The following is a 24,900-nucleotide window of genomic DNA, read 5'->3' as shown; positions in this document are numbered from 1 at the left end:
TCCCTGTTCCTTATTCACTGTTAGCTGCCTTAATCAGTTTTTCCACATATTCCGGCACCAGCTGCGTGGCGGGGCCGTGGTGGTGTTCGTGGAAGGCGTTGAGCTGCTCGGAGGGTTCCAGGTTCAGTTCCACCGTATGGGCGCCGTTGGCGCGGGCCTCGGCGACGAAGCCGGCGGCGGGGTAGACGTTGCCGCTGGTGCCGATGCTGATGAACCGCTCACAGCGGGCCAGCGCCGCGTAGATCCGGTCCATCTCCAGGGGCATCTCACCGAACCACACCACGTGGGGCCGCAGACAACCGGGCACCCCGCACAGCGGGCAGGCCAGCCCCGTGCTCAGCTCATCGTCCACGGTCACCAGGGCATCGGTGGTGCGGCAGCGGGCTTTGCACAGCTCTCCGTGCATATGGATCAGGTTGCGGCTGCCGGCGCGTTCGTGCAGGTTGTCCACGTTCTGGGTGACCAGCAGCACCTGACCGGGCAGGGCGGCTTCCAATCGGGCCAGGGCCCGATGCGCGAGATTGGGGGTAATGGCCGGACCGTGCAATTGCCGGCGCCGCTGATTGTAGAACTGATGCACTTTCACAGGGTCGCGTTGGAAGGCTTCCGGTGTCGCCACCTCCTCGATACGGTGTTCCTCCCACAGACCACCGTTGTCGCGAAAGGTGCGGATACCGGACTCCGCGGAGATTCCGGCACCGGTAAGTATTACAATCTTTTCCTGCATGTCTCTTACCCATGGAGAATTATGGACACCATTATTGCACAGCAGGAGATTGTGTCCCTGCCGCAGCGCGGCCGGGTCAATCTGTTGCATTTTCACCAGGGCATGGTGCTGCTGGTGGGGGCGGACGCCGTCGGTCTGTACCGTGATCGGGCCTCAGTGGACGACCCGCTGGCCAACGGGTTGATCGGTTATGAAACCATTCCCGATGAGCTGCGGCCGACTTTCCGTGAGGGCGCCGGCTACGTGACCGAGCAGGTTTCCGGTTATGTGGCCCTGCACTCCGGCGCGGTGTTGTTCATTCGTCCGGACGGCGTGGCGCTTTACCCTGACGGCCAGAATGCCCTGCGTGACCAGCATCGTTGCTGGCTGATTCCTTTTCCCCCCCTCAGTTGAGCGGAGATCGTCATGGCGGAAGAAAGCACCCGTTTGCGGCTGCGGCAGTTGACCACGGAAGATTACCCGGCGTTGGCCCGGCTGATGGACCAGGTTTACCACGACATTGGTGGCGCCTGGCCGGAAGACACCATCAAGGCCCTGATCCGCGTGTTCCCGGAAGGGCAATTGGTGATCGATGACAACGGTGAACTGGTGGCGGCGGCCCTGACCATCAAGGTGGACTACGACCGCTTTTCCAATCCGCACCGCTATGAAGACCTGATCACCGACGACAAGATCCGTTCCCACAGCCGCAAGGGGGACGCGTTATACGGCCTGGATGTGTTTGTGGATCCGGAATATCGCGGCTACCGGCTTGGCCGGCGTCTTTACGAAGCGCGCAAGGAATTGTGCCGTGACGAAAACCTGCGGGCGATTCTCGCCGGCGGACGGTTGCCCGGCTATAACGATCAGGCCGACAAGATGTCGGTGACCGAGTACATCTCCCAGGTGGAAAGCCGGGCCATCTATGACCCGATCCTGACTTTCCAGCTGTCCAATGGCTTCGACGTCAAGCGGCTGTTGACCAAGTACCTGCCCGAGGACGAAAGCTCCCGTGGCTACGCCACGTTACTGGAATGGGACAACATCCTCTATCAGCCGGACGAGGACGGGGAGTGGCCGCGACGTTCCACTGTGCGCATCGGCGTGGTGCAGCGTCGCATGCGCGCCGCCCGCTCGGTGGAGGATCTGCTCGGTCAGGTGGAGTTCTTCGTCGACTCATTGTCCGATTACCGTGCCGATTTCGCCGTCCTGCCGGAGTTTTTCAGCGCGCCGCTGATGGGACTGAAACCGGAACTCAACTCGGTGGAGGCGGTGCGGTACCTGGCCAGTTTTACCGATGAGGTCCGCGATGCCATGGCGGACATGGCGGTCAGTTACAACATCAATATCATCGGCGGCTCCATGCCGGTGGAAGAGAATGGCCGCATGTATAACGTGGCTTATCTGATGCGCCGCGATGGCTCCGTGGAAGAGCAGCGCAAGATCCACATTACCCCCCACGAACGCAAGGATTGGGCGATCCAGGGCGGCAATGAACTGCGCATCTTCGACACCGACGCCGGCCGTATCGGCATTCTGATCTGCTATGACGTGGAGTTCCCGGAGCTGGGCCGGTTGCTGGCGGAGCAGGGCATGGAAATTCTGTTCGTGCCATTCTGGACCGACACCAAGAACGGCTATCTGCGGGTGCGTCACTGCGCCCAGGCGCGGGCCATCGAGAACGAATGCTATGTGGCCATTTCCGGCAGCATCGGCAATCTGCCCCGAGTGGATAACGTGGACATTCAGTACGCTCAGTCGGCGGTGTTCTCTCCCAGCGATTTCTACTTTCCCCACGACGGCATCATCAGTGAGTCCGTGCCGAATACGGAAATGCTGTTGTTCGCCGATGTGGATCTGGAAAAGCTCAAGCTACTGCACAGCGAAGGTTCGGTGACCAACCTGCGCGACCGCCGTGGAGATCTGTACAACCTGACCTGGAAGGGGCTCAGAGCGCTGGATTAGCCCGGGAACTTAACGATAATCCCGAAACGCGGCTTTCACCTGCTCCGCCAGGGCATCGTGGGCGGGCCCAGCGGTGCCGCGCACCAACGCGATCTGGTAGTGACCCAGCTCCGGCAGAGCGGCCTCCTGGTCCAGTCGCCGTAATGGAGGTCTTACCAGGCTCTGCGGAAACGGCGCCACGGCCAGATCCGCCAGCATGGCGGCCTCCTGGCCGGCGCAATGTTCGCTGCTGTAGGCGATCCGGTAATCGATACCGGCATGATCCAGCGCCGCCAGGGCCACACGGCGCCAGGCACAGCCCTGATTGGCCAGGGATAAAGGCAAAGGCCGGCGCTGTACCGCCAGACCACCATCGCGACCGGCCCACACCAGCGGTTCGCTGTGCACCACTTCCCCCAACGTCGGCTCCAGGCCATCGTTCCCCACGGTCACCAGCGTCATGTCCAGATCACCGTCATTGAGCCGTTGCACCAGATCCACGCTGCGTCCCGCCAGCACATCCACCTGTACCGCCGGGTGGGTGCGGGCGAAACGTGCCAGCACCCGCGGCAGAATGCGGGTGCCGACATCGTCCGGCGAACCCAGCCGCACCTGGCCGGTCAGCGCCGGTTTGAGAAAGTGGCCGACGGTTTCCTCGTTGAGTTTCAGCAGCCGGCGGGCGTAACCGAGCAGCGCCTCGCCCTGGGGGGTGAGCCTCACCTGTCTTGCCTCGCGGATGAACAACGGCTGATCCAGCATTTCCTCCAGCCGCTTGATTTGCATGCTCAGGGCGGAGGGGGTGCGATGCACCGTCACCGCCGCGCGGCTGAAACCGCCACTTTCAGCGATGGCGACGAAACTCCGGATCACATCGATATCGAGCAAGGGCAGGTCCATTGGGGGGAACTCCGGGATGGATTGGTCACTTTTAATCTTTCAGTTTTATTGAAAGATGGATGAAGAGTAATTCGTTTGATTGATAAGTGGCAACTCCTCAGTCTGGCGTTGGCCATTCATTGACTGAGCACTCACCACAGGAGACCGCCATGACCTTCCATGATCCCGTGGAGCACCCCGCCACCGGACGCGACGATGACGGCCCGGTTCCCGAACCCCGGCTGGCCATGCCGGCGATGCCGCCGTTGCGGCTGATTGCCCGGGTCGAGCGGCTCTGGCGCCGCTGGCGCCAAGGGGTTGAGAGGAGAGCCGGACGGGCATAGGCTGACGAAACCGCCGTCTCACAAGGGATATCTCCCGGGAGGCACACCGTGGACGCGCCGCGTCCGGCGCGCGTGATCGCCGGACTGATCACCACCGTGACGCTGGAGGCCGGGGCCATGAATTGGCACCAGCCCCAGCCGTGGCGTGCCGATGCAGTAGTGCAGGGGCGCGATCAGGATTACAACAGTGAACGCTTTCTGCATGTGTTCAGTTATCGGCATCTGTCATCAATGGGGCCGCTGGAGGATGGCATTCGTGGCACCGCCGGCAGTGTCACCGGCGATCGTCTCTACCTGGACTTCCAATACCGGCAGACCTTTCCCTTCGATAATCCCGACCGGGCTTTTCTGCTCGACATACAGCGTGGCGAGGATTTCGACGGCGATTTCCAGCGTCAGGTGGTGGGCTTTCGCCAGATACTGGGCGGGCGCTGGCAACTCTCCCTGCGTGGTGACCTGTTTTCCGACAAGTCCCGGACTGATATCTATTTCGGAGTACGCCGGCTGCTGGCCGGTGGCGGCTGGCTGGAAGCCCAGTGGGTGCTGCCTGATGCCTACTTCAATGACAAGACCGGCGGCGACAGCGAGATGCGACGGCGGCCGCATACCCTGTTCCTGCAATGGCACCGGCCCCATGGCGACGGCGCCGTCACCACGGTGTCGCTCAACCATTCACCGCGCTCGGTACTGGATGATCGTGATGAGGGCGTCGAAGTGGCCAGTCGCCAGACCCGTCTGGCGCTCTCCCACGGGCGGCGCTGGGGAGGCTGGGGCTGGCGGCTGGATTTGGAAGCCGAGCGTACCCGGCGCGATCACGATCTGGACGAAGTGCCCGGCGGGATACCGTTCGAGCGGGACATGGAGGCGGTGACGCTGTCGGCCACCCAACTGCGGCATCGCTGGCAGCCGGAGCTGGGGGTGCGCTATCTGAGACTGGACGAGAGCGGTTGGTTCGGTCGGGAGGTGTAATCCCCCCATTTGTAACCGCCGGTTTGAGTAGAGGGTTAACCGGTTTGTAACAGGTGGGCTGGTGGCACGCCGCCAATAGCCGAGTTCGGTCGCTCGTGATTGTAATGCCAGAGCCACCGGGTCGCTAATAGCTGGGCGTGAGCAACGCTGGTGAACTCATGCAGATCCAACCACTCATGCCGTGCGGTCCGGTTGAACCGCTCAATATAAGCATTCTGAGTTGGTTTTCCTGGCTGGATATAGATCAGGGTTATCCTTTTCCGGTTGGCCCACTCGACCAGCGCCTGCGAGATATACTCCGGGCCGTTATCACAGCGCAGAGCGGCAGGCTTTCCCCGCCATTCGATGATGCGCTCCAGCGCACGTATCACGCGTTGTGCAGGCAGTGACAGGTCAACTTCAATACCAAGCCCTTCGCGATTGTAGTCGTCGATCACATTGAACGTTCTCAGCGACTTGCCGCTGACGAGCTGATCGCCCATGAAATCCATCGACCAGACTTGATTCGGCGCCGTCGGCACCGCCAATTCGCCCGGATAATCCCGCTTGATCCGGCGCCGGGGCTTGATCCGCAGATTCAGCTCCAGATCCCGATAGATCCGATACACACGCTTGTGATTCCAGGCATAGCCCTTCACGTTACGGAGATACAGAAAACACAGCCCGAAGCCCCAGCGCTTGTGGGCCTGCGTCAGTTTGAGTAGCCAATCCGCAATCAGGGCGTTTTCGCCATTGAGCTTTGCCTGGTAGCGGTAGCAAGTTTCACTAATGCCGTACACGACACAGGCCAGCCGGATACTGAGCCCGTGCTTGGCCACGCCCTTCATGGCCATCTCCCGGCGTTGAGACGGCCTTACAGCTTTCCCTCCAGGGCTTCCTGGCGCAGCTCCGCTTTGAGCCGTTCTTCCGCATACATCTTCTTCAGACGGGCGTTCTCCGCCTCCAGCTCCTTCAGTCGCTTCATCAGCGACGCGTCCATGCCGCCAAACTTCGAACGCCACTGATAGATCAGCGCCGTACTCACGTTGTGTTCGCGGGACAGTTCCGCCACCGGAACCCCGGCTTCGTGCTGCTTCAAAATCGCCAGGATCTGGCTGTCGGAAAATCGAGACTTCTTCATCGGTCGCTCCTTCTGCGATCAGTGTAAAAGTCTCTACTCAAAACTTCGATTACTTTTCGGGGGGATTACAGAGGTCAATGACGCCGGGCGGGTCAAGCGGCGCGAGCCATTGCTGTTTTCCAGCCTGAACATCCCTTTGAACGAACGCCACAGACTGCTGCCGGCGCTGTATGTGAGCCGGGCAGGGGTGGAGCAAGACGCTATCGGTGACTGGAGCGAACGGGATGACGATGACTGGATCGGCAAGTTGTCCGTGCCCTGGCAGATCGTGCTATCGCGGGAACAAGACGCGGTGTTGACCATTGCGCCCTCGGTACGGTTGCATCGCGCGGCGTTTGGTGGTGGCAACATTCAACTGCACTGGCCACTTTAGGGGGGCGTCGCGGATTAGCGGGAAATCGACTCTTTGTGATGGGAAGCCTTGGTGCTTCGTAGGCGGGTCTTGCGGGTATCCCGGGTGCCCATGACCCGCCGTGAATACATCCCCGTAGGCTTGCGTTCGGCGTCCTGTCTCACACAGTCATGGACACCCGAGGGACCCGCAAGACCCTCAGTCATAGCCAACCGAAGGGTTCTGTGTTCTTTCCACCCAACCTTGATTCGAAGTTGGGCGTTTCAGAACTCGCGGAGCGTCGCCGGTCAGGGCGTTCCAGGACCGTGTTTGGCCAGGGATGGCCAAACCCGAGCGCACACGGACGTGCTTGTAGCGTGTCCTGGAACGCCCTGACCGGCGACGCTCCCCCGCTAGAAAGAAAAATCGTAAGTCCGCTCTTTTAATCCTAGGCATCCCAATAAGAAAGGCGCCGTAGAGGCGCCTTTCTTGTCGTTACCAACGGACCGTTACATATTGGGATAGTTCGGGCCGCCGGTGCCTTCCGGGGCCACCCAGTTGATATTCTGGGTCGGGTCCTTGATGTCGCAGGTCTTGCAGTGCACACAGTTCTGCGCGTTGATCTGGAAGCGCTTCTCGCCCGAGTTCTCGTCCTCCACCACTTCGTACACACCGGCCGGGCAATAGCGTTGCGCCGGTTCGTCGTACTTGGGCAGGTTGTACTCGATCGGGATGCTCGGATCCTTCAACTGCAGATGGCAGGGCTGATCCTCTTCATGGTTGGTGTTGGAGAGGAACACCGAGTCCAGCTTATTGAAGGTGATCTTGCCGTCCGGTTTCGGGTAGTCGATCTTCTTGCACTGATCCGCCGGCTTCAGGGTGTCGTGATCCGGAGTGGTATCGCGCATGGTGATCGGCAGCTTGCCGTTGAACAGGTTGATGTCCACGAAGGCGAAGGCGGAACCGATGAGGTTGCCGAACTTGTGCTGAGCCGGTCCGAAGTTACGCTGCTGGTGCAGCTCTTCGTGAATCCAGCTGTTCTCGAAGGCGTCCTTGTAAGCCACCAGTTCATCGTGGCTCTGGCCGTTCTTGATCGCTTCGGCCAGCAGTTCGGCGGCGATCATGCCGGACTTCATGGCGGTGTGGGAGCCTTTGATCTTGGCGAAGTTCAGGGTGCCGGCGTCACAGCCCACCAGCAGACCGCCGGGGAAGGTCATCTTCGGCAGGGATTGCAGGCCGCCCTTGGCGATGGCGCGGGCGCCATAGCTGAGACGTTTGCCGCCTTCCAGGAATTTCTTGATTTCCGGATGGGTCTTCCAGCGCTGCATCTCATCGAACGGAGAGACATGCGGGTTGGAGTAGGCCAGATCGGTGATCAGACCCAGGGTGACCTGATTGTCCTCGAGGTGATAGAGGAAACCACCGCCCGGAGAACCGGACTCGGTCAGCGGCCAGCCGGCGGTGTGTACCACCAGGCCCTTGCGGTGCTTGGACGGATCGATTTCCCACAGCTCCTTGATGCCGATGCCGTAGTGCTGGGGATCCGTGCCTTCGCGCAGATTGAATTTTTCCATCAGCTGCTTGCCGAGATGGCCGCGGCAGCCTTCGGAGAAAACGGTGTACTTGGCGTGCAGCTCCATGCCCGGCATGTAGCTGTCTTTTTTCTCGCCATTGTGGTCGATGCCGAAATCGCCGGTGGCGATGCCTTTTACCGAACCATCTTCGTTATAAAGGATTTCGCTGGCGGCGAACCCCGGGAAGATCTCGATGCCCAGGCCCTCGGCCTGTTCCGCCAGCCAACGGCAGACGTTGCCCAGGGATACGACATAGTTGCCCTCGTTGTGCATGGTCTTCGGCACGAACAGGTTGGGCACTTTGGAGCCTTTCTCGGCACCGGTGAGATAGAAGATCTCATCATCGGTGACGGGAGCGTTCAGGGGCGCGCCCAGTTCCTTCCAATTGGGGAACAGTTCATTCAGGGCACGAGGTTCCAGTACCGCACCAGAAAGAATGTGCGCGCCGACTTCGGAACCTTTTTCCACTACGACCACACTGAGTTCCTGACCGCTTTCCTGGGCGATCTGACCCAGACGGCAGGCGGTTGCGAGACCGGACGGACCGGCGCCGACGATGACAACGTCGACTTCCATAGATTCGCGTTCCACAGCCTGTCTCCTAACTATCGGTTGCGTTACAGCCCTTCTGCTGGGGCCGGTCGGGAACCCCCGAGCCAGGCGCCACCTTGTTTGGTGCCGGGCTCGGCGCACATTGTTCCGGGCCTTGGTATGGCCGGCCAGTCGCTGCGAGCCTTATGGGCCGGCAAGACATAGAGCGCTGTTCAGAGGTTCGGGCGCCTGCATCCGCCACCGCATAAACCGGGCGGGGGCAGGCCTTAGGGTGCGCGGAGTATATAAGCATCAGCTATATTCCACCACTTTCGGAATGGTTTTCCACGTTAATTCAAACGAGCGTTTGGATTATCGTCGGATCAGTGGAAATGGGCAAGGGCGGGGGAGACGGAGCAAGCCGGCCGTTATTGCCGGGATGACCGCAAGGTCATGAAAAATGGGCGAAAATTGGTGTCTATTTGCAACAAAATCATCTGCTTACGATTTTCCGGCCTATTGACCTCGTTCCGGGCAGAGTTCAAGATAGCCGCTCTCTCGCGGGGGTGGACCCGGTAACGGCGTCGTCTCGCCTCCTTCTACAAGTCATCAGTGGAACATTCCGAGGATCCTATGAAGGTTCTTGTACCCATCAAGCGAGTCGTTGACTACAACGTTAAGGTTCGCGTGAAGGCAGACAACTCCGGTGTTGATCTCGCCAATGTGAAAATGGCCATGAACCCCTTCTGTGAAATCGCTGTGGAAGAAGCGGTACGGCTGAAGGAAAAAGGCGTGGTTACCGAGATCGTTGCCGTGTCCATCGGTCCCAAGGCCGCCCAGGAACAACTGCGTACCGCCATGGCGCTGGGCGCGGACCGTTCGATTCTGGTGGAAACCGACGAGGAAGTTCAGCCTCTGGGTATCGCCAAGGCCCTCAAAGCCATCGTTGATGAAGAAAAGCCGGAGTTGGTCATCCTCGGCAAGCAGGCCATCGACGGTGACAACAACCAGACCGGTCAGATGCTGGCGGCTCTGGCCGGCATGCCGCAAGGCACCTTCGCTTCCGAAGTGAACGTGGCCGACGGCAAGGTGAAAGTGACCCGTGAAATCGACGGCGGCCTGCAAACCGTTGAACTGAGCCTGCCGGCGGTGGTAACCACTGATCTGCGCCTCAACGAGCCGCGCTACGCTTCCCTGCCGAACATCATGAAAGCCAAGAAGAAGCCGCTGGACGTGAAAACCCCGGCTGATCTGGGCGTTGACCTGACTCCGCGCGTCACCACCGAGAAAGTGGAAATGCCGCCGGAACGCAGTGCCGGTGTCAAGGTGGGCTCCGTTGATGAGCTGGTGGATAAACTGAAAAACGAAGCGAAGGTGATCTGATGAGTGTTTTAGTCTACGCCGAACACGATAACGCTACGCTCAACAAGGTTACCCTGAGCGTGGTTGCCGCCGCCAAAGAGATCGGTGGCGACATCACCGTCCTGGTTGCTGGTAAAGGTTGTGGCGCCGTGGCTGAAGCGGCCGCCAAGGTTGATGGCGTAAGCAAGGTGCTGTGCGCCGACAACGACGCCTACGAGCACCAGCTGGCGGAAAACATCGCCGACCTGGTGGTTGAACTGGCCGGCGACTACAGCCACATCCTGGCCGCCGCCACCACCACCGGCAAGAACTTCGCGCCGCGCGTGGCTGCTCTGCTGGACGCTCCGCAGATCTCTGAAATCTCCGACGTGGTCGACGGCGACACCTTCAAGCGTCCGATCTACGCCGGTAACGCCATCGCCACCGTGAAATGCGCCGACGCCAAGAAAGTGCTCACCGTGCGCGGCACCTCCTTCGACGGCGTTGCCGAGGAAGGCGGTTCCGCCAGCGTTGAGAGCGTTGACGTGGTCAAGGACGCCGGTATCTCCTCCTTCGTGGGCGAGGAACTGGCCAAGTCCGACCGTCCGGAGCTGACCAGCGCCGACATCGTGATCTCCGGTGGGCGCGGCATGGGCAACGGCGACAACTTCGAAATCCTCTACAAAGTGGCCGACAAGCTTGGCGCCGCCGTGGGTGCGTCCCGCGCCGCCGTTGACGCCGGTTTCGTGCCGAACGACATGCAGGTGGGTCAGACCGGTAAGATCGTTGCCCCGAACCTGTACATCGCCGTCGGTATCTCCGGTGCCATCCAGCACTTGGCGGGCATGAAGGATTCCAAAGTGATCGTGGCCATCAACAAAGACGAAGAAGCCCCCATCTTCCAGGTGGCGGACTACGGTCTGGTGGCGGATCTGTTCGAAGCGGTACCGGAGCTCGACAGCAAGCTCTGAACACCCGCATTCGAAGATGCCCTGGAAAGCCCGGCCTAGTGCCGGGCTTTCTGCTTTTGGGACGAGGGAATCCATTGCCCTGCTGGCGAAGCCTTGTCGTGCCCCGATTTGGTGCCCCAAGGTCGGCCTGCTTCAGCATGGATCGCGGCCCTGCGCCATGCCGGGGCGGATGCCACTGAATCCTTTGCCCCCGAATTGGCATATCCCTTGCTGAGCCTGTTGCTATCCCCGTCGTTGGGGAGAGGGCCACAGGGAATAAAGCGCCATGCAGTCGATTACACCGCCGGCGGTGTCCGGCTTTGATGAGATGTTCGCCAGGGAAGGGGCGGTTCGCCCCCACTATTCCAGTTATCACGGCTGGTTGTTGGGGCAGTCCAAGGAGCTCCTGCACCGCAAGCGTCAGGAAGCCGAGCTGCTGTTCCACCGGGTTGGTATCACCTTCAATGTCTACGGCGAGGAGAGCGGCGCGGAGCGGCTGATTCCTTTTGACGTGGTTCCCCGCATTATTCCCGAGCAGGAATGGCGCCACCTGGAGCAGGGTACGGCCCAGCGAGTGAGGGCGCTGAACCAATTCCTCGATGATATTTACCACGGCCAGGAGATCATCCGTGCTGGCCGCATTCCCGCCGACCAGATCTATGGCAACGCCCATTACCAGCCCTGCATGCAGGATGTGGATCTGCCCAACCAGGTGTACAGCCACGTCAGCGGCGTGGACCTGATCCGTGACGGAGAGGGAACCTGGTACGTTCTGGAGGATAATCTGCGTACCCCCTCCGGGGTCAGCTACATGATCGAAAACCGGCGGGTGATGATGCGGTTGTTCCCGGAGTTGTTCGCCGGGCAATCGGTGGCGCCGGTGGAGCACTATCCATCGCTGTTGCTGGATACCCTGCAGCACAGCAGCGCCGTGCCCTATCCCACGGTGGTGCTGCTGACCCCGGGGCGTTTCAACAGCGCCTACTTCGAGCACGCCTTTCTGGCGCAGCAGATGGGGATCGAGTTGGTGGAGGGGGCGGATCTGTTCGTCAAGGATGGCTTCGTCTACATGCGCACCACCGCCGGGCCGCAACGGGTGGACGTGATTTATCGCCGTATTGATGACGATTTTCTCGACCCGCTGGCGTTCAATCCGGACTCCATGCTGGGGGTGCCCGGCCTGCTGTCGGTGTACCGGCAGGGTAAGGTGGTGCTGGCCAACGCCATCGGCTCCGGGGTCGGCGATGACAAGTCCATCTATCCTTATGTCCCCGAGATGATCCGCTTCTATCTGGGTGAGGAGCCGATTCTGGAGAATGTTCCGACCCGGCTGTGTCGCCGCCCGGAGGATCTCCAGTACGTATTGGAGCATCTGCCGGAGCTGGTGGTTAAGGAGGTCCACGGTGCCGGCGGTTACGGCATGCTGGTCGGGCCGGCGGCCAGCCGCGAGGAGATCGAGAGTTTTCGTCAGCGTCTGCGGGCACGGCCCGATAATTACATCGCCCAGCCGACCCTGTCGCTGTCCACCTGCCCGATCTTCGTCGAACAGGGTATCGCGCCACGGCATATCGACTTGCGCCCATTCGTGCTCAGTGACGGCCGTGCCACCCGCATGGTGCCGGGCGGTCTTACGCGGGTGGCGATGAATGCCGGTTCGCTGGTGGTGAATTCGTCCCAGGGGGGCGGTACCAAGGACACCTGGGTGGTGGAGGCGCCGTCATGCTGAGTCGCACCGCCTCCGACCTGTATTGGCTGTCCCGCCTGGTTGAGCGGGCCGAGAACACCGCTCGCATGCTCGACGTGGCCTGGAATCTGTCGATGATGCCGTTCGTCGCCAATCCCCGTGATGAGATGATGGCGCCGTTGATGATCTCGGGCTCGCATGAGCTGTATATGAGCCGGCACGATGACGTCCAGGTGCGCGAGGTCCTGCATTTCTTCACCCTGGATCAGGACAACCCCGGCAGTATTTTCAATTGCCTGCGTCTGGCGCGGGAAAACGGCCACGCGGTGCGTGGCAAGATCACCGCCGAGATGTGGGAAAGCATCAACAGCACCTGGCTGGAGTTGAAGGAGATTCGCCGCGGGGGCCTGGACCAATACGGCGCCAGCGCCTTTTTTGATTGGGTGAAAAAGCGCTCCCACCTGTTCCGTGGCGCCACCTACGGCACCATCATGCGCAATGATGCCTTCCGCTTTCTGCGCATTGGCACCTTCATCGAGCGGGCCGATAACACGGCCCGTATCCTGGATGTGAAATATCAGATCGGCACTCTTTACGGCGTTCCCTCCGGCGGTGACGCCATGGACTTCTATCGCTGGCACGCCTTGCTGCATTCGGTGGGGGCGTATGAGTCCTATCGCGAGCTTTACAGCGAGGCCATTAATGCCGACCGGGTGGCGGAGCTGCTGATTCTCGGCGCCGAGGTGCCACGCTCGCTGCGCTCCTGCATGCAGATGCTGTGTGAGTTGCTGCCGGCGATCGAGGGGCGGGCCGGGCAGACCGCCAAGCGCCTGGCGGCGGTGCAGTTCGCGCGGCTGCAATACGGTGATCTGGAGCATGTGCTGGACACCGGTTTGCACGATTACCTGACGGATTTTCTGCGCCGTATCAATGAGCTGGCGGATACCATCCGCGAGGAATATCTGGAGGTCGTATGAAACTGTCGATTCGACACAGCACCGAATACCGTTATTCCGAGCAAGTGCTGCACAGTACGCAGTATCTGCGGCTGACGCCGCGTCCATCGGCACGGCAGCGTATTCTGCACTGGCATCTGGACATGCCGGAGCCGGCCAGCGAGGCCTCCGATGGCTTCGGTAATATCCTGCACGTGCTGACCCTGGACCAGCCCCACGAGGCCATACGTCTCACCGCCACTGGCGAAGTGGAAATCGAGGGCGAGGACCGTGAGGACGATGACACCCGGATTTCCCCTCTGGTTTATTGCCGTTATTCTCCGTTTACCCGTCCGGATTCGTTGCTCCATGAACTGGCCCGGAACCATCAGTGCGCCGCCGGGACCCTGGCCAATCTTGAGAGGTTGAGCGAAACCATCCTGTCGAGAATGCCGTTTACGCCCGGCGTCACCGATGTGTCCAGCACCGCCGCCGAGGCATATCGGTTGAGGAAAGGGGTGTGTCAGGATCATACCCATGTATTTCTGTCCTGCTGCCGGGCCCTGGGGATTCCCGCCCGCTACGTCAGCGGCTATCTTTACAGCGATGATTCCGAGCACGTCGCCAGCCATGCCTGGGCCGAGGTCTGGTTCGATGAACGCTGGCACACTTTTGACGTGACCAATCAGACCCGCCGTCCGAGACGCCATCTGAAGCTGGCGGTGGGCTTCGATTATCTGGACGCCTGCCCGGTACGCGGCGTCCGTTACGGTGGTGGCGTGGAATCCCTGCGAGCGGCGGCCCTGGTGCGACAGACCGGCGCCGGGGATCAGTGATCGCCGGGAGAAACCGATGACCTATTGTGTCGCCATGCGCCTGGAACAAGGGCTGGTGTTCGCCGCGGATTCGCGGACCAACGCCGGCGTGGATCAGATCGCCACGTTTTGCAAGCTGCATACCTTCCAGGTGTCCGGGGAGCGTCTGGTGGTTCTGCTTAGCGCCGGTAACCTGGCCACCACTCAGAGCGTGGTCAGCCTGTTGCGCATGCGTCTGGACAGCGACCGGCCCAATCTCAACGGCGTCGGCTCGCTGTATGATGTGGCGGCCATTGTCGGTGCCACCAGCCGCGAAGTGCGTCAGCGCGACGCCGGTCAGACGCAGGGGTCGGTGGATTTCGGCAGCAGCTTCATCGTCGGGGGACAAATTCGCGGTGAAGCGCCGCGGCTGTTTCTGGTCTACCCGGAAGGCAATTTCATCGAATGCACGGCGGACACGCCGTACTTTCAGATCGGCGAGACCAAGTACGGCAAGCCGATCATCGACCGGGTGGTGGAATACCGTACCTCCCTGGACGATGGCATCAAGTGCGCCTTGCTGAGTATCGATTCCACCCTTCGTTCCAACCTGTCGGTGGGCTTGCCTCTGGATATTCTCAAGTATCCCCGCGACAGCTTTGATGACCATCTTCACTATGATGTGGATGAGCATCACGAGGGCTTCCGGGCGTTGGGCGAGGCCTGGTCTCAGGCTTTGCGTGGTGCCTTCCAGGCGATGCCGGACATGCAATGGTAGGGGCGACTCAGTACCGCCGAATCCGTTCCGCCAGCGCCAGAGCGGCGGTGAGTCCCGGTGACTCGATGCCCAGCAAGGCGATCAGCCCTGGCAGGCCGTGATCCTGCTCGTCGAGCAGGCAGAAATCCGCATGGGGTTCGCCGCGCAGGCGTAATTTGGGGCGGATGCCGGTGTAGTCCGGCAGCAGTGAGCCGGCTGGAAGGCCCGGCCAGTAGGCCCGCACCGCATCCTCGAATGCTGGCTCGCGCTGGAGATTGACGCGGTAATCCACCTCGTCGATCCATTCCACGTCCGGCCCGAAGCGCGCCTGGCCCGCCAGATCCACGGTCAGATGCACGCCCAGGCCGTGCCGTTCCGGCAGTGGGTAGACCAGGCGTCGGGTGGGGCTGGCGCCACGCAGGCGGAAATAATTACCCCGCGCCAGTCCCTGTTGCGGAGCCAGCTCCGCCGGCAGCCCGTGCAGACGTTGCAGCAACGGTACGCTGCCCAGTCCGGCGGCGATCACCAGTTGCTCGCAGTGCAACTGAAAGCCGCCATCCGGGCCGGTCACCTGTAACTCGAAACCGTGCCGGTCTCCGCCCAGGGCGGTCACACTGTGCCGCAGGCACAACAAAGCGCCGGCTTCTTCGGCGTCGGCGGCCAGAGCGGCCATCAGGCCGTGACTGTCGACGATGCCGGTGTGTTCGCTGGCCAGCGCCAGATCCGCCGCCAGCCAGGGCTCCTCATGTTGCAGAGCAGGGCGCCCCAGCCAGTGCAATCCGCTGGCGCCAGCGGCAATGGCGTTGTCGTACAAAGCCCGCAGTTGCCGGGCCTGCTCCTCGCCTCTTGCCACCACCCATTTGCCGCAACGGCGATGGGCTACCCGGCGGCGCTGGCAATACTCGTAGAGCAGGGCATTGCCGCGCAGGCAGGACATGGCTTTGAGGGAACCCGGTGGGTAATAAAGGCCGGCATGGATCACCTCGCTGTTGCGCGAGGACAGGTGCTCGCCAAAGTGCGCCTCCGCTTCCAGCAATACCGGTGCGCGGCCGGCCAGGGCCAGTTCCCGGGCAATGGCCAGGCCCACCACGCCGCCGCCGATGATCACTGTTCCCATGGATTCCATACTGATCACCCGGTGACACGGCGGATGGTGAGAACATGGGCGATGCGCTCACCATCCCAGATGTATTCATAGTGGGTGCTGGGAATTACTGACTCCACCAGATGTGGGGAAAACAGGGCAAAACACAGCGCCCCCGGATCGCGTACCGAGCTGTAGGCGAGGCCATGCTCGTCGGCTTCAAACAGACGCTGGCCGAGGCGGCGGGCGCCGCTGTAATCCTCGGGGTGATACCACTGATCGTCGTCGCGCGGCGGGTTGTGAATGTCGCGTAACTCGGCGGAAAAGCGAACCCGCAGACCGCGCATCACCACCCGGTCGTACTTCAGCCCAACGACCTGCTGGAAGTAGTGTTGCTGGTGATAACGGGTTTCGGCAATGGCGGTGGCCATGCGCTCGGCGCAGTAGAGCACGCCGAAGCCGCCGTCGGAGAAGCGCGAGCCGGCGGGATTGACGTGGACAAAAGGGGCCAGGGCGTAGCTGCAGCCCGGAATGCCCCAGGGACGGCGTTCCGGCGGTACCCGGTTCAGCTCTCCGATCTGGGTTTGCAGGCGGGGATTGGTCAGCGCCTGTACCGCGAAAAGGGCGCCGAAATCGCTCTCGTCGGCGACATCATCGAACAGATCAATGGGCGGGTATTTGCCGTTGACGAGACGGTACGCCTCCTGATGGTCAAAGGCACGCAGCGGCAGTTCACGATAGTCCGCTTCGTTCACCACTGGCCCCCGCGCAGGCTGTCCAGATGACGGAACACCTCGTAGAGGCTGGCGACCCGCCCGGTGCTCATGGCCTCCATGGGGCTGATGCCGTTGAAGTAGGGATTGTGGTTGGGCATGCGCACGAAGCCATAGACGTTCTCCCGGTTGCCGAACAGGGTGCGCAACGCCTGATGAATGTTGAGCAGATAGCTCAGGCGCTCCAGCAAATCATTGGAAATGCGGGCGCTTTCCGGGCGACTCTGGTACTTGTGCAGGGTGGAGCGGCCGACGCCGAGCAGCGCGGTCTTCTCCTTCTCAGTGCATTGCCACAAATCGAGCAGTTTGAGCACCGCGCGCAGGGCGGCATGGCGGGCCTGATCGTCCAGAGCGGGCAGATTCTGAGTGTCGTGGGCCGGTTGCATGGGGCACCTCCTGACGTTTTGTCCATATTAGGACATAAATATGTTATTTGTCCATAAATGGATGAAAGGGTAAGACTCTGTATAATCCGCCGAACCCCTGGCAGCTTCGCCGGTCAAGGAAGGCAGGACATCATGGAGGAAAGCAAATAATGCGATTTCTGGCCGTATTGGCGTTGCTGGCGAGCTCACCGCTGTGGGCAAAGGATGCTCATTACGAGGGGCGGTATGTGGACGCGCACCTGCATTACGTGGATTTCATGCAGGAAAGCGAAGGCATGGACGCCATGTTCAATGCCATGGACAAGGCCAGGGTGGAGCAGGCCTGGGTCTTTGGCCTGCCGGTGGTGAAAAAGTGGGAGCAAAGCGCGCCGCGCCGGCCCCGTTACTTCCTTGGCGACGAAGCACCGTTGTACTACTACAGCGCCACCGACGACCTGTTGGCCCAGGCCATCGCCGCATTGCCACAAGAGCGCCGGCGGCGGCTGGTGCCCTTTATCAGCGGTATCAATCCCACCGACCTCAACGCCGCCCGGCACGTGGAGGCGCTGATCGAGCGCTATCCGGGCCTGTGGCGCGGGATCGGTGAAGTAATCACTCGCCATGATGATCTCACCGCCCTGACCGAAGGGGAAACGCCGCGGGCCAATCACCCGGCGCTGATGAAGGTATACCGGGTGGCCGCCCGCCACGGTTTGCCGGTGCTGCTGCACAGCAATCTGACTTCGCTACGGGAGAAAACGCCGATCTATCTTGAGGAGCTGGAAGACGCGCTCAAGGAAAACCCGAAGACCCGCTTTATTCTTGCCCACGCTGGCACCAGTGGTGGGGTGGAAGCGCGGCAAGCGCCGTTGGAGACGCTGCCGGCTATTGTCCGCGCGCTGCTGGAGCGCTATGACAACCTCTACGTGGATCTGTCTTGGAGTGTGCGGGAGCACTACCTGCTGGATGATGACCGGCCGCGCGAGGTGTGGTTGACGCTGATCAATGATCATCCCGACCGCTTCACTCTGGGCACCGACCTGGTCGGGCATTTCGGCAGTATGAAGAAAATCCTCAACAGCTACCGGCCACTGCTGAACGCCCTGCCGGAAGAGGTGGCGCGACGGGTGGCCAGCGACAACGCCAAGGCGCTGGTGCCGGAAAAGGGCGCCGTGGCGAAATAGCTCTACGCCGCCGTGGGAGATTCCATGTTGCCTTGCAAGCTCACTGGTGCGGCGCGTCATTCGCCAGCAGGCTGGCTCCCACGGATCATGCAACGAAGCCGCTGTGGGAGCTTGCCTGCAAGCGAATTGTGCTTTCGGCCAACGGATCCGCTTGCGGGCAAACTCCCACAGCGGGTCACGATTCCCTGGTCAATCCCGCCGCCGTAACCGGCGCAGCAGACTGGACGTATCCCAACGGCCGCCGCCCATGGCCTGAATGTCCTTATAGAATTCGTTGATCTGCGCGGTCACCGGCAGGGGCGTGCCGGTGCGATTGGCCTCGGCCAGACAGATCATCAGATCCTTGCGCATCCAGTCCACGGCGAAGCCATGGTCGTACTCATCGGCGATCATGGTCTGGTGGCGGTTCAGCAATTGCCAGGAACTGCCGGCGCCGGCGCCGATCACCTGCATGGCTTTTTCCGCGTCCAACCCGGCATCCTGGGCAAAGGCAATGGCCTCGGCCACGCCCTGGATCGCCGCGCCGACGCAAATCTGGTTGGCCATTTTGGTGAGCTGGCCGCTGCCCGCCGGTCCCATCAGCACCACGCTCTTGCCATAGTGATCCAGCACCGGGGCGACACGCTCGAACACCGCTTCCTCGCCACCGCACATCACCGAAAGCTGGCCGTTCTCGGCGCCTTGCTGGCCACCGGAAACCGGTGCGTCGATGAAATGGGCGCCCTGTTCGCGGCAGGCGTCGTCGAGGGTGCGGGCCATGGTGGCGCTGGCGGTGGTGTGGTCCACCAGCACCGCGCCGGTGGCCAGAGTGCTCACCGCGCCGTCTTCGCCAAGGGTAACCTGATGCAGGTCCTGGTCATTGCCCACGCACAGGAACACCGCATCGGCGCCTTCGGCGGCCAGTGCCGGAGTGGCGGCATGGCGGCCGCCGTATTCCTTCACCCAGGCTTCGGCCTTGGCGCCGGTGCGATTGTAGACCGTTACTTCCAGGCCGGCACGGGCCAGGTGACCGGCCATGGGATAGCCCATAACACCAAGGCCGATAAATGCGACTCGGGAAATCATTGGGACTCCTCAAGGTTGTAGATGGCGAAGCTGTCGGCGGTGAGGCTGCCCAGCAGCAAGCGCTGGCCGACCTGCTCCACACTGGTGATGGGGGAAAACGCATCGTCACCGAGATACTGCAGGTTATGGGTGACGTTGCCGTCGGTATCCAGGCCTAGCACAAAGGCGTGATGGGCCGGTTGCGGCTGCATGAACTCGGGCAGACGAAAGACCACCTTGCGCAACAGGGGTTTGTCGGCCATGGCATCCAGAGCGGCGTTGCGTGGTGCGAACAGGGCCACCCAGAAAGTATCGGTGCCATTACCGGAGATGCCGTCGGGAATACCCGGCAAATTATCGATGAACACGTCGTTTTCACCGGCCCGTTCGCCACTGAGCCAATAACGCAGCACCCGGTAGCTGCCGGTTTCCACCACCAGCAGGTAGGACTCGTCCGGGGCCAGGGCCACGCCGTTGGCGAATTGCAGGCCGTCCAGCAGGACCGTGGTGGTGTCGTTTCGCGGATCGTACTTCAGCAGCCGGCCGTGGCCGCCATGTTCGATGATATCGTCCCGGGCTTTCATCGCCGGGCCGAATTTGCTTGAGGCATCGGTAAAGTAAATGACGCCGTCGCTGGCCACGTCCACGTCATCGGTGAATTTGAAGGGTACGCCGTTCGCCTCCTTGGTGAGCGCCGTGACCGCGCCGGATTGCGCATTGATGCGCAACAGGCCCTGATAGCCATCGGCCACCACCAGAGTGCCGTCCGGGGCGAAATCCAGCCCCAGCGGCCGGCCGCCGGTGTTGGCGATCAGGTCGGCGTCGCTGCCGTCGCCGCGGAAGCGGACGATGCGCCCGTCTTCATAACCGACATAGAGACGCCCCTCTTTATCCACCGCCACATCTTCCGGGCCCCGGCCTTCGCCCGCGGCCAAACGGTGTACCTGGCCGAGCTGGTCGTTTACTGCGTATGGGCCTTCCAGAGCCGGTGCTTCGGGAGCGTCCCAGGCCACCGGTTCCACCGGCACAGGCCAGAACAACAGGTAACCGGCCAGAACCAGGAGGATCAGGATCAACAGGGCTTTTTTCATTTTGTCTTCCTTACTCTTGAAGCCTCGAATGCGGAGCGCAATCCGTCCCGCCGGGGCATGATAGGCTATCATGCCAGTGGAAGATGGCGATGACCTTCCCGCGGGGATCGCGGAAAATCGCGGAAAGGGGCAGCGGAACGGGATCATGGAGCGGGACGCCGGCGCCGGGATAATAGTGGATAAGGACAGCAATATGAGCAACGTAAATCCGGAACAGGGCGGTTTGCAGGTGGCGGCGCCCGACGCGCTGGCGGCGGAATTGAATTCGGCCGTGCCAGTGGCGGAGGATGAAAGTCAGGCGCTGGCACAACGGGCTGATCAACTGGTGGAACAGTTACTGAGCGCGTCCGCCAGCGGTGACCCGGCCCCGGCGCGCGGCGCCGTGGAAAACATGGGGCGGGACGTTCAGGCGCGCGCCGCCCGTCAAAGCCGGTTGTTGGAGGAGCCGGTGCACCGGCTCGCCAGCCGCGCCGAGGACGGCGGACCCGTGGCCAACGCCCTGGTCGATCTGAAAGTCCAGGTAGAGTCACTGGACCCGGCGCGGGTGGATCTGTCCCCGGGCTGGTTTTCCCGGCTGGCTGGCTATCTGCCCTTCGTCGGCACGCCGCTGAAACGCTATTTTTCCCGCTATGAATCCGCGTCCACGGTGATCGCCGCCATTGTCGAATCACTGGAGCAAGGGCGTGAGCAGTTACGCCGGGACAACATCACCCTGCAGGCGGATCAGCAGGACATGCGCGAGAACGGTCGGCAGTTGAGCCGGGCTGTTGCCCTCGGCGAGCAGATCGATGCGCGTTTGTCCCGTGCCCTGGAGCGTGACATCGACCCCCAGGATCCGCGGCACCGGTTCGTCCAGGAGGAGTTGCTGTTTCCCTTGCGTCAGCGGATTCAGGATATGCAGCAGCAGTTGGCGGTGAATCAGCAGGGCGTACTCACCACCGAAGTGATCGTCCGCAATAACCGCGAGCTGATCCGCGGCGTGGACCGCGCCACCCAGGTTACCGTCAATGCGCTGCGCATCGCGGTGACCCTGGCCATGGCCCTGGCCAATCAGCGCATCGTGCTGGACAAGATCGACGCGGTGAACAAAACCACCGATACACTGATCGCCGGTACCGCCCAGCGGCTGCGTCAGCAGGGCGCGGAGATCCATACCCGCGCGGCGTCCACGCAGCTGGATATGGAGGTCCTGCGACAGGCGTTCGTTGATATCAATGCTTCCCTGGAAGACATCGCCCGGTTCCGCCGTGAAGCCCTGCCGGGCATGGCCGATTCGATTCAGAAAATGGCGGTGTTGACCCGCAAAGGGGATGACGCGCTGTCACAGTTGGAGCAAGCCGAGGCGTCCCGTTCGGCGCTCGCCATCGATCTCAATCCGTGATTCGCGGGAGGCAGTTATATTGCGTGCCATGACGCGTGGGTTGATCGCTTATTTCCGGGATTGTCTCGCCGAGGATGGCGGCGACCGCCTGATTACCGACCTGTTCGCCCAATCCGAGCGCGGCCATGTTTTTTTTCGTGCCGATGGGGAACAGGCTCCGGGGACCTACCGGTGGCCGATACCCGAGCAGGAGGTGCAACGGCTGCGTCATGAGCAGAGTGCTCAGCGCCAGGAGCGGCGTCTCATGGCGGGGCTGTTCGTGGTGAGCGTGGCGGTGGACGGAGAGGGCTCGCGGCGCGGTTACGTGCGCGCGCCCTTATTGATCGCCGAAGCGACGGTGAGCGACGAGCAAAGTGATCAGGCCGCCATCGCAGTGGATGGCTTTCGTTATAACAGCGCGGTGCTGGATGCCTTGGCGGAATCGACGCCATGGGTTGCCGAGTTGGACCCGGAACAGGTGGACGAGGACACCCTGACGCGTATTCTGGCGTCGATGGACAGCCGGGAATACGCCGATAACGCCCGGGGTTTTCCGCGGCCTCGCAATGGTGGCCGTCCACGCTGCACCCCGGCGGGCGTGGCCTGGTTGTCGGCCCGCTCGCCCTTGCAACGCAGTGTGCTGTTCGAGCTGGAGCGACTGGCGGAGGGAGAAGTTCCTTTGTCGCCGCCTTTGCGGCAGGTGCTGGGAGAGCCGGTGCCGGCGCCGGAACAGGTGCGGCCGGCCGAGCCGGACACCCTGCCGGCCAGTCTTACTCACGCCCAGCAACAGACCCTGCAAAACGCCGCCTCGCAAACGCTCAGCGTGATCAACGGCCCGCCCGGTACAGGTAAGACCTATACGCTCTCCTGCCTCACCGTGGACCGGGTAATGCGCGGGGAATCGGTGCTTATCGTATGCAGTAACGAGCATGCCGCGGATGTGGTGCGCGGCAAACTGGATGGCCTGTTCGGCGATGCCGGGGATCTGATCCTGCGTGCCGGCCGCGGTGACCATCGCAAGCTCTTGCTGGAGCGGCTGGATTACTGGCTGTCCGGGGAAATGGCGCTGGCGCCGGAGCCGCAACGGCCGGCCTTGCTAAAGCGGATGGACCAGGCGACCGTGGCCTACCGGGGGCTGGAGCGGCGATTCCGCCGGGATTTGCGCCGGGCGGAACGGGCCGGCGCGCGCGCTGGTGGGTTTTGGGCTCAACTGCGGCGCTGGTGGGCGAGCCGGCGCTTACTGGCGCAACCGATGCTGGCGCAACAATGGCAGCAGTTACAGGCGTCGGTGGAGGCGCACCAGGAACTGGCCCGGCATACTCTGGAAGCGGGGGGCAACGACAATCTGGCGACGCTGTTGCGTCAGCGCCGCAATCAACTGAGCACCTTGTCGCGGGCGTTGCGTTCCCGTAGTGGAGCGTTACGCCAGGACCGCTTCGACAAACTGGACTGGTCGCTGCTGACCAGCACTTTTCCGGTGTGGGTGGTGTCCGCTCATGCTCTGAGCCGAAGCCTGCCGGTCAATGAACCGCTGTTCGATCTGGTGGTGATGGACGAGGCCACCCAATGCAACCTGCCATTGGCGCTGCCGGCGCTGCAACGGGCCCGCCGGGCGGTGGTGGTGGGGGACCCCAAGCAGTTACGTCATTTCTCCTTTCTCGCCCGTGACCGCCAGCAGGCGCTGGCGATCCAGCACGGTGTCAGCGGGGCACCGCTGGATCTGGATTACCGGGAGCGCTCGCTGCTGGATTACGCCCTGGACGCGGTGGCCAGCCAGGAGGCGGTGGCGTTCCTTGATGAGCACTTCCGCAGCCATCCGGCGCTGATCCGCTTCAGCAATGCGGAATTCTATTCGGATCGGCTCAAGGTGCTGACCCGTCTGGATAATCGTGAGTCGGATCAGCCATTGCGGCTGGAGAGCTGTCCGGTGACGCTGAAGGACACCGTGAATCTGGCGGAAGTGGACCTGGTGATGGCGCGGTTGCGGGGGTTGGTCGAGGCGTGCCGGGACTTGCCGGATGACCGTTGCCCGCAAATCGGTGTGGTGGCGATGTCACGGGCGCTGGCCACGGTGCTGGAAAACCGGCTGCTGGACAGCTTCGAGCTGGCCACGCTGGGGCGTCACAATCTTCGCGTTGGCACGCCTTACGCCTTCCAAGGGGAAGAGCGGGATTTCATGCTGGTCGCCACCGGCGTTTATCCGGGCCGTTCGGCGGCGGCCTGGCGCTACCTGGAGCGGCCCGACGTGTTCAATGTGGCGGTGACCCGGGTGCGACACCGGCAATGGCTGTTTGTCGGCGAGGGGGCTCTGGATGAGCGGCCACAGGGATTGCTGGCCCGCTATGTGGCCACGGTGGCGCGGCAAAATGACATTGCCGTCAGCGCCTCGCCAGCGGTGGAAGCATTGCGGCGGGAATTGGTCGGTGTTCTGGAAGGGTGGGGGGTGCGTTGCGAGCTGGATTACGTGTTCGCCGGCCAATCCCTGGATCTGCTGGTGCGCCATGCCGGCGGCGCTCTGGCCATCGATGTGATCGGTGTGGGGGAGGCGGGCGAGGCGTGGCAGTGGCAGCGCTATCGACTGTTGGAACGGGCCGGGTTGGCGTTGTTTCCGGTCAGTGCCCTGGACTGGAGTCATCGCCGGGAAGGGGTGTTGGAACAGTTGCAGGCGCGTTTGGCGCTCTCCGATGCCGAGCCGGTGAGTGCCCGTCCTTATCATTCCCTTCGCTGGCGGCTGCAAGTGTTGGACGCACCGCGCTTGCGGCAGCTGCTGGGAGAATTGGAGCAGGTGCACGGCCAGGTGCTGCACTGGCTGGATCAGCGCTTTCTGCCCACCGAACTGACCTATCAGCGTTACCAGGAGGGGGTCGAGCGACTGCAGCGAGCGGCGCTCGCCGAGCTGGAAGGTGCCTGCGTGCTGCTGGAAGGGATTCGCGAGTTGGACGAGGACATTGACGCCGATATTGATGCGCGCCTGACGGCCTGCCGCGCGGCGGTGGAGGCATTGAGCCGGTTGGGGAAAGAGCTGGCGCTGCTGCGACAGGAGGATTCCGGTTTGCAGGGGGCGCTGGATGACGTGCTGAAACTGGCGGACAGAGTGTCGTTGTACCAGCGTTGAGCGCGGTCCGTGGACCGCTGCTGCCCGA

General features: G+C 62.1%; 23 protein-coding genes. 14 read left to right on the top strand and 9 right to left on the bottom strand.

Translation table 11 applies throughout. The features are described from left to right. Positions 1-10 precede the first annotated feature (10 nt). On the bottom strand, positions 11-727 hold the full coding sequence (gene cobB / locus RYH70_RS12425; RefSeq protein ID WP_022994629.1) for a Sir2 family NAD+-dependent deacetylase: 717 nt from the start codon (positions 725-727) through the stop codon (positions 11-13). Positions 728-748: 21 nt separating this feature from the next. On the opposite strand from cobB, the gene RYH70_RS12420 reads away from it, so the two are divergent. Together RYH70_RS12420 and RYH70_RS12415 are read left to right on the top strand one after the other, a co-directional pair. Beyond that, positions 749-1,120, top strand: a complete 372-nt coding sequence (locus RYH70_RS12420; protein ID WP_022994630.1) for a hypothetical protein — start codon at positions 749-751, stop codon at positions 1,118-1,120. A gap of 12 nt (positions 1,121-1,132) precedes the next feature. Then, entirely contained in the window at positions 1,133-2,671 is a 1,539-nt protein-coding gene (locus tag RYH70_RS12415; RefSeq protein WP_022994631.1) for a bifunctional GNAT family N-acetyltransferase/carbon-nitrogen hydrolase family protein, read from the top strand. Between the two features lie 9 nt (positions 2,672-2,680). Here RYH70_RS12415 and RYH70_RS12410 read toward each other — a convergent pair whose 3' ends face one another. Continuing rightward, on the bottom strand, positions 2,681-3,547 hold the full coding sequence (locus RYH70_RS12410) for a LysR substrate-binding domain-containing protein (RefSeq protein WP_022994632.1): 867 nt from the start codon (positions 3,545-3,547) through the stop codon (positions 2,681-2,683). A 149-nt stretch (positions 3,548-3,696) separates the two neighbouring features. Between RYH70_RS12410 and RYH70_RS12405 the strand changes: the two genes are divergently transcribed. After that, positions 3,697-3,870 (top strand): hypothetical protein, encoded by a 174-nt coding sequence (locus RYH70_RS12405; protein ID WP_155854841.1) that lies wholly within the window; start codon positions 3,697-3,699, stop codon positions 3,868-3,870. Positions 3,871-3,918: 48 nt separating this feature from the next. Further along, positions 3,919-4,839 carry a hypothetical protein gene (locus RYH70_RS12400; protein ID WP_317009210.1) on the top strand — a complete coding sequence of 307 codons (921 nt, stop codon included), beginning with the start codon at positions 3,919-3,921 and terminating at the stop codon, positions 4,837-4,839. 35 nt (positions 4,840-4,874) lie between these two features. Here RYH70_RS12400 and RYH70_RS12395 read toward each other — a convergent pair. Continuing rightward, a protein-coding gene (locus RYH70_RS12395) for an IS3 family transposase (RefSeq protein WP_284455649.1) occupies positions 4,875-5,959 on the bottom strand; the annotation gives its coding sequence in 2 pieces (ribosomal slippage) (positions 4,875-5,710 and positions 5,710-5,959; 1,086 coding nt in all). A 136-nt stretch (positions 5,960-6,095) separates the two neighbouring features. On the opposite strand from RYH70_RS12395, the gene RYH70_RS12390 reads away from it, so the two are divergent. Beyond that, positions 6,096-6,332 (top strand): hypothetical protein, encoded by a 237-nt coding sequence (locus RYH70_RS12390; protein ID WP_317009209.1) that lies wholly within the window; start codon positions 6,096-6,098, stop codon positions 6,330-6,332. A 467-nt stretch (positions 6,333-6,799) separates the two neighbouring features. Here the strand turns inward: RYH70_RS12390 and RYH70_RS12385 are convergent, their stop codons facing one another. After that, positions 6,800-8,455 carry an electron transfer flavoprotein-ubiquinone oxidoreductase gene (locus RYH70_RS12385; protein ID WP_026949592.1) on the bottom strand — a complete coding sequence of 552 codons (1,656 nt, stop codon included), beginning with the start codon at positions 8,453-8,455 and terminating at the stop codon, positions 6,800-6,802. Positions 8,456-9,028: 573 nt separating this feature from the next. Between RYH70_RS12385 and RYH70_RS12380 the strand changes: the two genes are divergently transcribed. From RYH70_RS12380 to RYH70_RS12355, 6 genes are all read left to right on the top strand, one after another. Beyond that, the gene (locus RYH70_RS12380) at positions 9,029-9,778 is read left to right on the top strand and encodes an electron transfer flavoprotein subunit beta/FixA family protein (protein WP_022994636.1); all 750 of its coding nucleotides are present in this window, start codon (positions 9,029-9,031) and stop codon (positions 9,776-9,778) included. Next, on the top strand, positions 9,778-10,707 hold the full coding sequence (locus RYH70_RS12375) for an electron transfer flavoprotein subunit alpha/FixB family protein (RefSeq protein ID WP_022994637.1): 930 nt from the start codon (positions 9,778-9,780) through the stop codon (positions 10,705-10,707). The genes RYH70_RS12380 and RYH70_RS12375 overlap by 1 nt, the downstream gene beginning before the upstream one ends. Before the next feature lie 265 nt (positions 10,708-10,972). Continuing rightward, positions 10,973-12,412, top strand: coding sequence for a circularly permuted type 2 ATP-grasp protein (locus RYH70_RS12370; protein WP_022994638.1), 1,440 nt, complete (start codon positions 10,973-10,975; stop codon positions 12,410-12,412). Beyond that, positions 12,406-13,347, top strand: a complete 942-nt coding sequence (locus tag RYH70_RS12365; RefSeq protein WP_022994639.1) for an alpha-E domain-containing protein — start codon at positions 12,406-12,408, stop codon at positions 13,345-13,347. Before RYH70_RS12370 ends, RYH70_RS12365 begins: the two co-directional genes overlap by 7 nt. Next, positions 13,344-14,141 (top strand): transglutaminase family protein, encoded by a 798-nt coding sequence (locus RYH70_RS12360; protein ID WP_022994640.1) that lies wholly within the window; start codon positions 13,344-13,346, stop codon positions 14,139-14,141. The genes RYH70_RS12365 and RYH70_RS12360 overlap by 4 nt, the downstream gene beginning before the upstream one ends. A 16-nt stretch (positions 14,142-14,157) precedes the next feature. After that, the gene (locus RYH70_RS12355; protein ID WP_317009208.1) at positions 14,158-14,877 is read left to right on the top strand and encodes a proteasome-type protease; all 720 of its coding nucleotides are present in this window, start codon (positions 14,158-14,160) and stop codon (positions 14,875-14,877) included. A gap of 7 nt (positions 14,878-14,884) precedes the next feature. Here the strand turns inward: RYH70_RS12355 and RYH70_RS12350 are convergent, their stop codons facing one another. The 3 genes from RYH70_RS12350 to RYH70_RS12340 are packed head-to-tail and all read right to left on the bottom strand — an operon-like array spanning position 14,885 to position 17,099. Beyond that, entirely contained in the window at positions 14,885-15,982 is a 1,098-nt protein-coding gene (locus RYH70_RS12350; protein WP_317009207.1) for an NAD(P)/FAD-dependent oxidoreductase, read from the bottom strand. A 5-nt stretch (positions 15,983-15,987) separates the two neighbouring features. Next, a complete protein-coding gene (locus RYH70_RS12345; protein WP_051414481.1) occupies positions 15,988-16,695 on the bottom strand; it encodes an RES family NAD+ phosphorylase in 708 nt (235 codons plus the stop codon). Beyond that, positions 16,692-17,099 carry an MbcA/ParS/Xre antitoxin family protein gene (locus RYH70_RS12340; RefSeq protein ID WP_022994644.1) on the bottom strand — a complete coding sequence of 136 codons (408 nt, stop codon included), beginning with the start codon at positions 17,097-17,099 and terminating at the stop codon, positions 16,692-16,694. Before RYH70_RS12340 ends, RYH70_RS12345 begins: the two co-directional genes overlap by 4 nt. 149 nt (positions 17,100-17,248) lie before the next feature. On the opposite strand from RYH70_RS12340, the gene RYH70_RS12335 reads away from it, so the two are divergent. Beyond that, positions 17,249-18,262, top strand: coding sequence for an amidohydrolase family protein (locus RYH70_RS12335; RefSeq protein ID WP_317009206.1), 1,014 nt, complete (start codon positions 17,249-17,251; stop codon positions 18,260-18,262). 189 nt (positions 18,263-18,451) lie between these two features. Here RYH70_RS12335 and RYH70_RS12330 read toward each other — a convergent pair whose 3' ends face one another. Both RYH70_RS12330 and RYH70_RS12325 read right to left on the bottom strand, forming a co-directional pair. Further along, the gene (locus tag RYH70_RS12330) at positions 18,452-19,327 is read right to left on the bottom strand and encodes an NAD(P)-dependent oxidoreductase (RefSeq protein WP_026949596.1); all 876 of its coding nucleotides are present in this window, start codon (positions 19,325-19,327) and stop codon (positions 18,452-18,454) included. Beyond that, the gene (locus RYH70_RS12325) at positions 19,324-20,397 is read right to left on the bottom strand and encodes an SMP-30/gluconolactonase/LRE family protein (protein WP_317009205.1); all 1,074 of its coding nucleotides are present in this window, start codon (positions 20,395-20,397) and stop codon (positions 19,324-19,326) included. The genes RYH70_RS12330 and RYH70_RS12325 overlap by 4 nt, the downstream gene beginning before the upstream one ends. A 193-nt stretch (positions 20,398-20,590) precedes the next feature. Between RYH70_RS12325 and RYH70_RS12320 the strand changes: the two genes are divergently transcribed. Both RYH70_RS12320 and RYH70_RS12315 read left to right on the top strand, forming a co-directional pair. Beyond that, positions 20,591-21,778, top strand: a complete 1,188-nt coding sequence (locus RYH70_RS12320; RefSeq protein ID WP_167374850.1) for a toxic anion resistance protein — start codon at positions 20,591-20,593, stop codon at positions 21,776-21,778. A gap of 28 nt (positions 21,779-21,806) precedes the next feature. Next, on the top strand, positions 21,807-24,872 hold the full coding sequence (locus RYH70_RS12315) for an AAA domain-containing protein (RefSeq protein ID WP_317010171.1): 3,066 nt from the start codon (positions 21,807-21,809) through the stop codon (positions 24,870-24,872). Positions 24,873-24,900: the final 28 nt, after the last annotated feature.

The sequence above is a fragment of the Alloalcanivorax xenomutans genome, assembly GCF_032810065.1.
GTDB classification, from domain to species: domain Bacteria; phylum Pseudomonadota; class Gammaproteobacteria; order Pseudomonadales; family Alcanivoracaceae; genus Alloalcanivorax; species Alloalcanivorax xenomutans.
The sequence above is the reverse complement of the archived record's forward strand: the minus strand, read 5'-3'. Positions and strand labels throughout refer to the sequence as shown.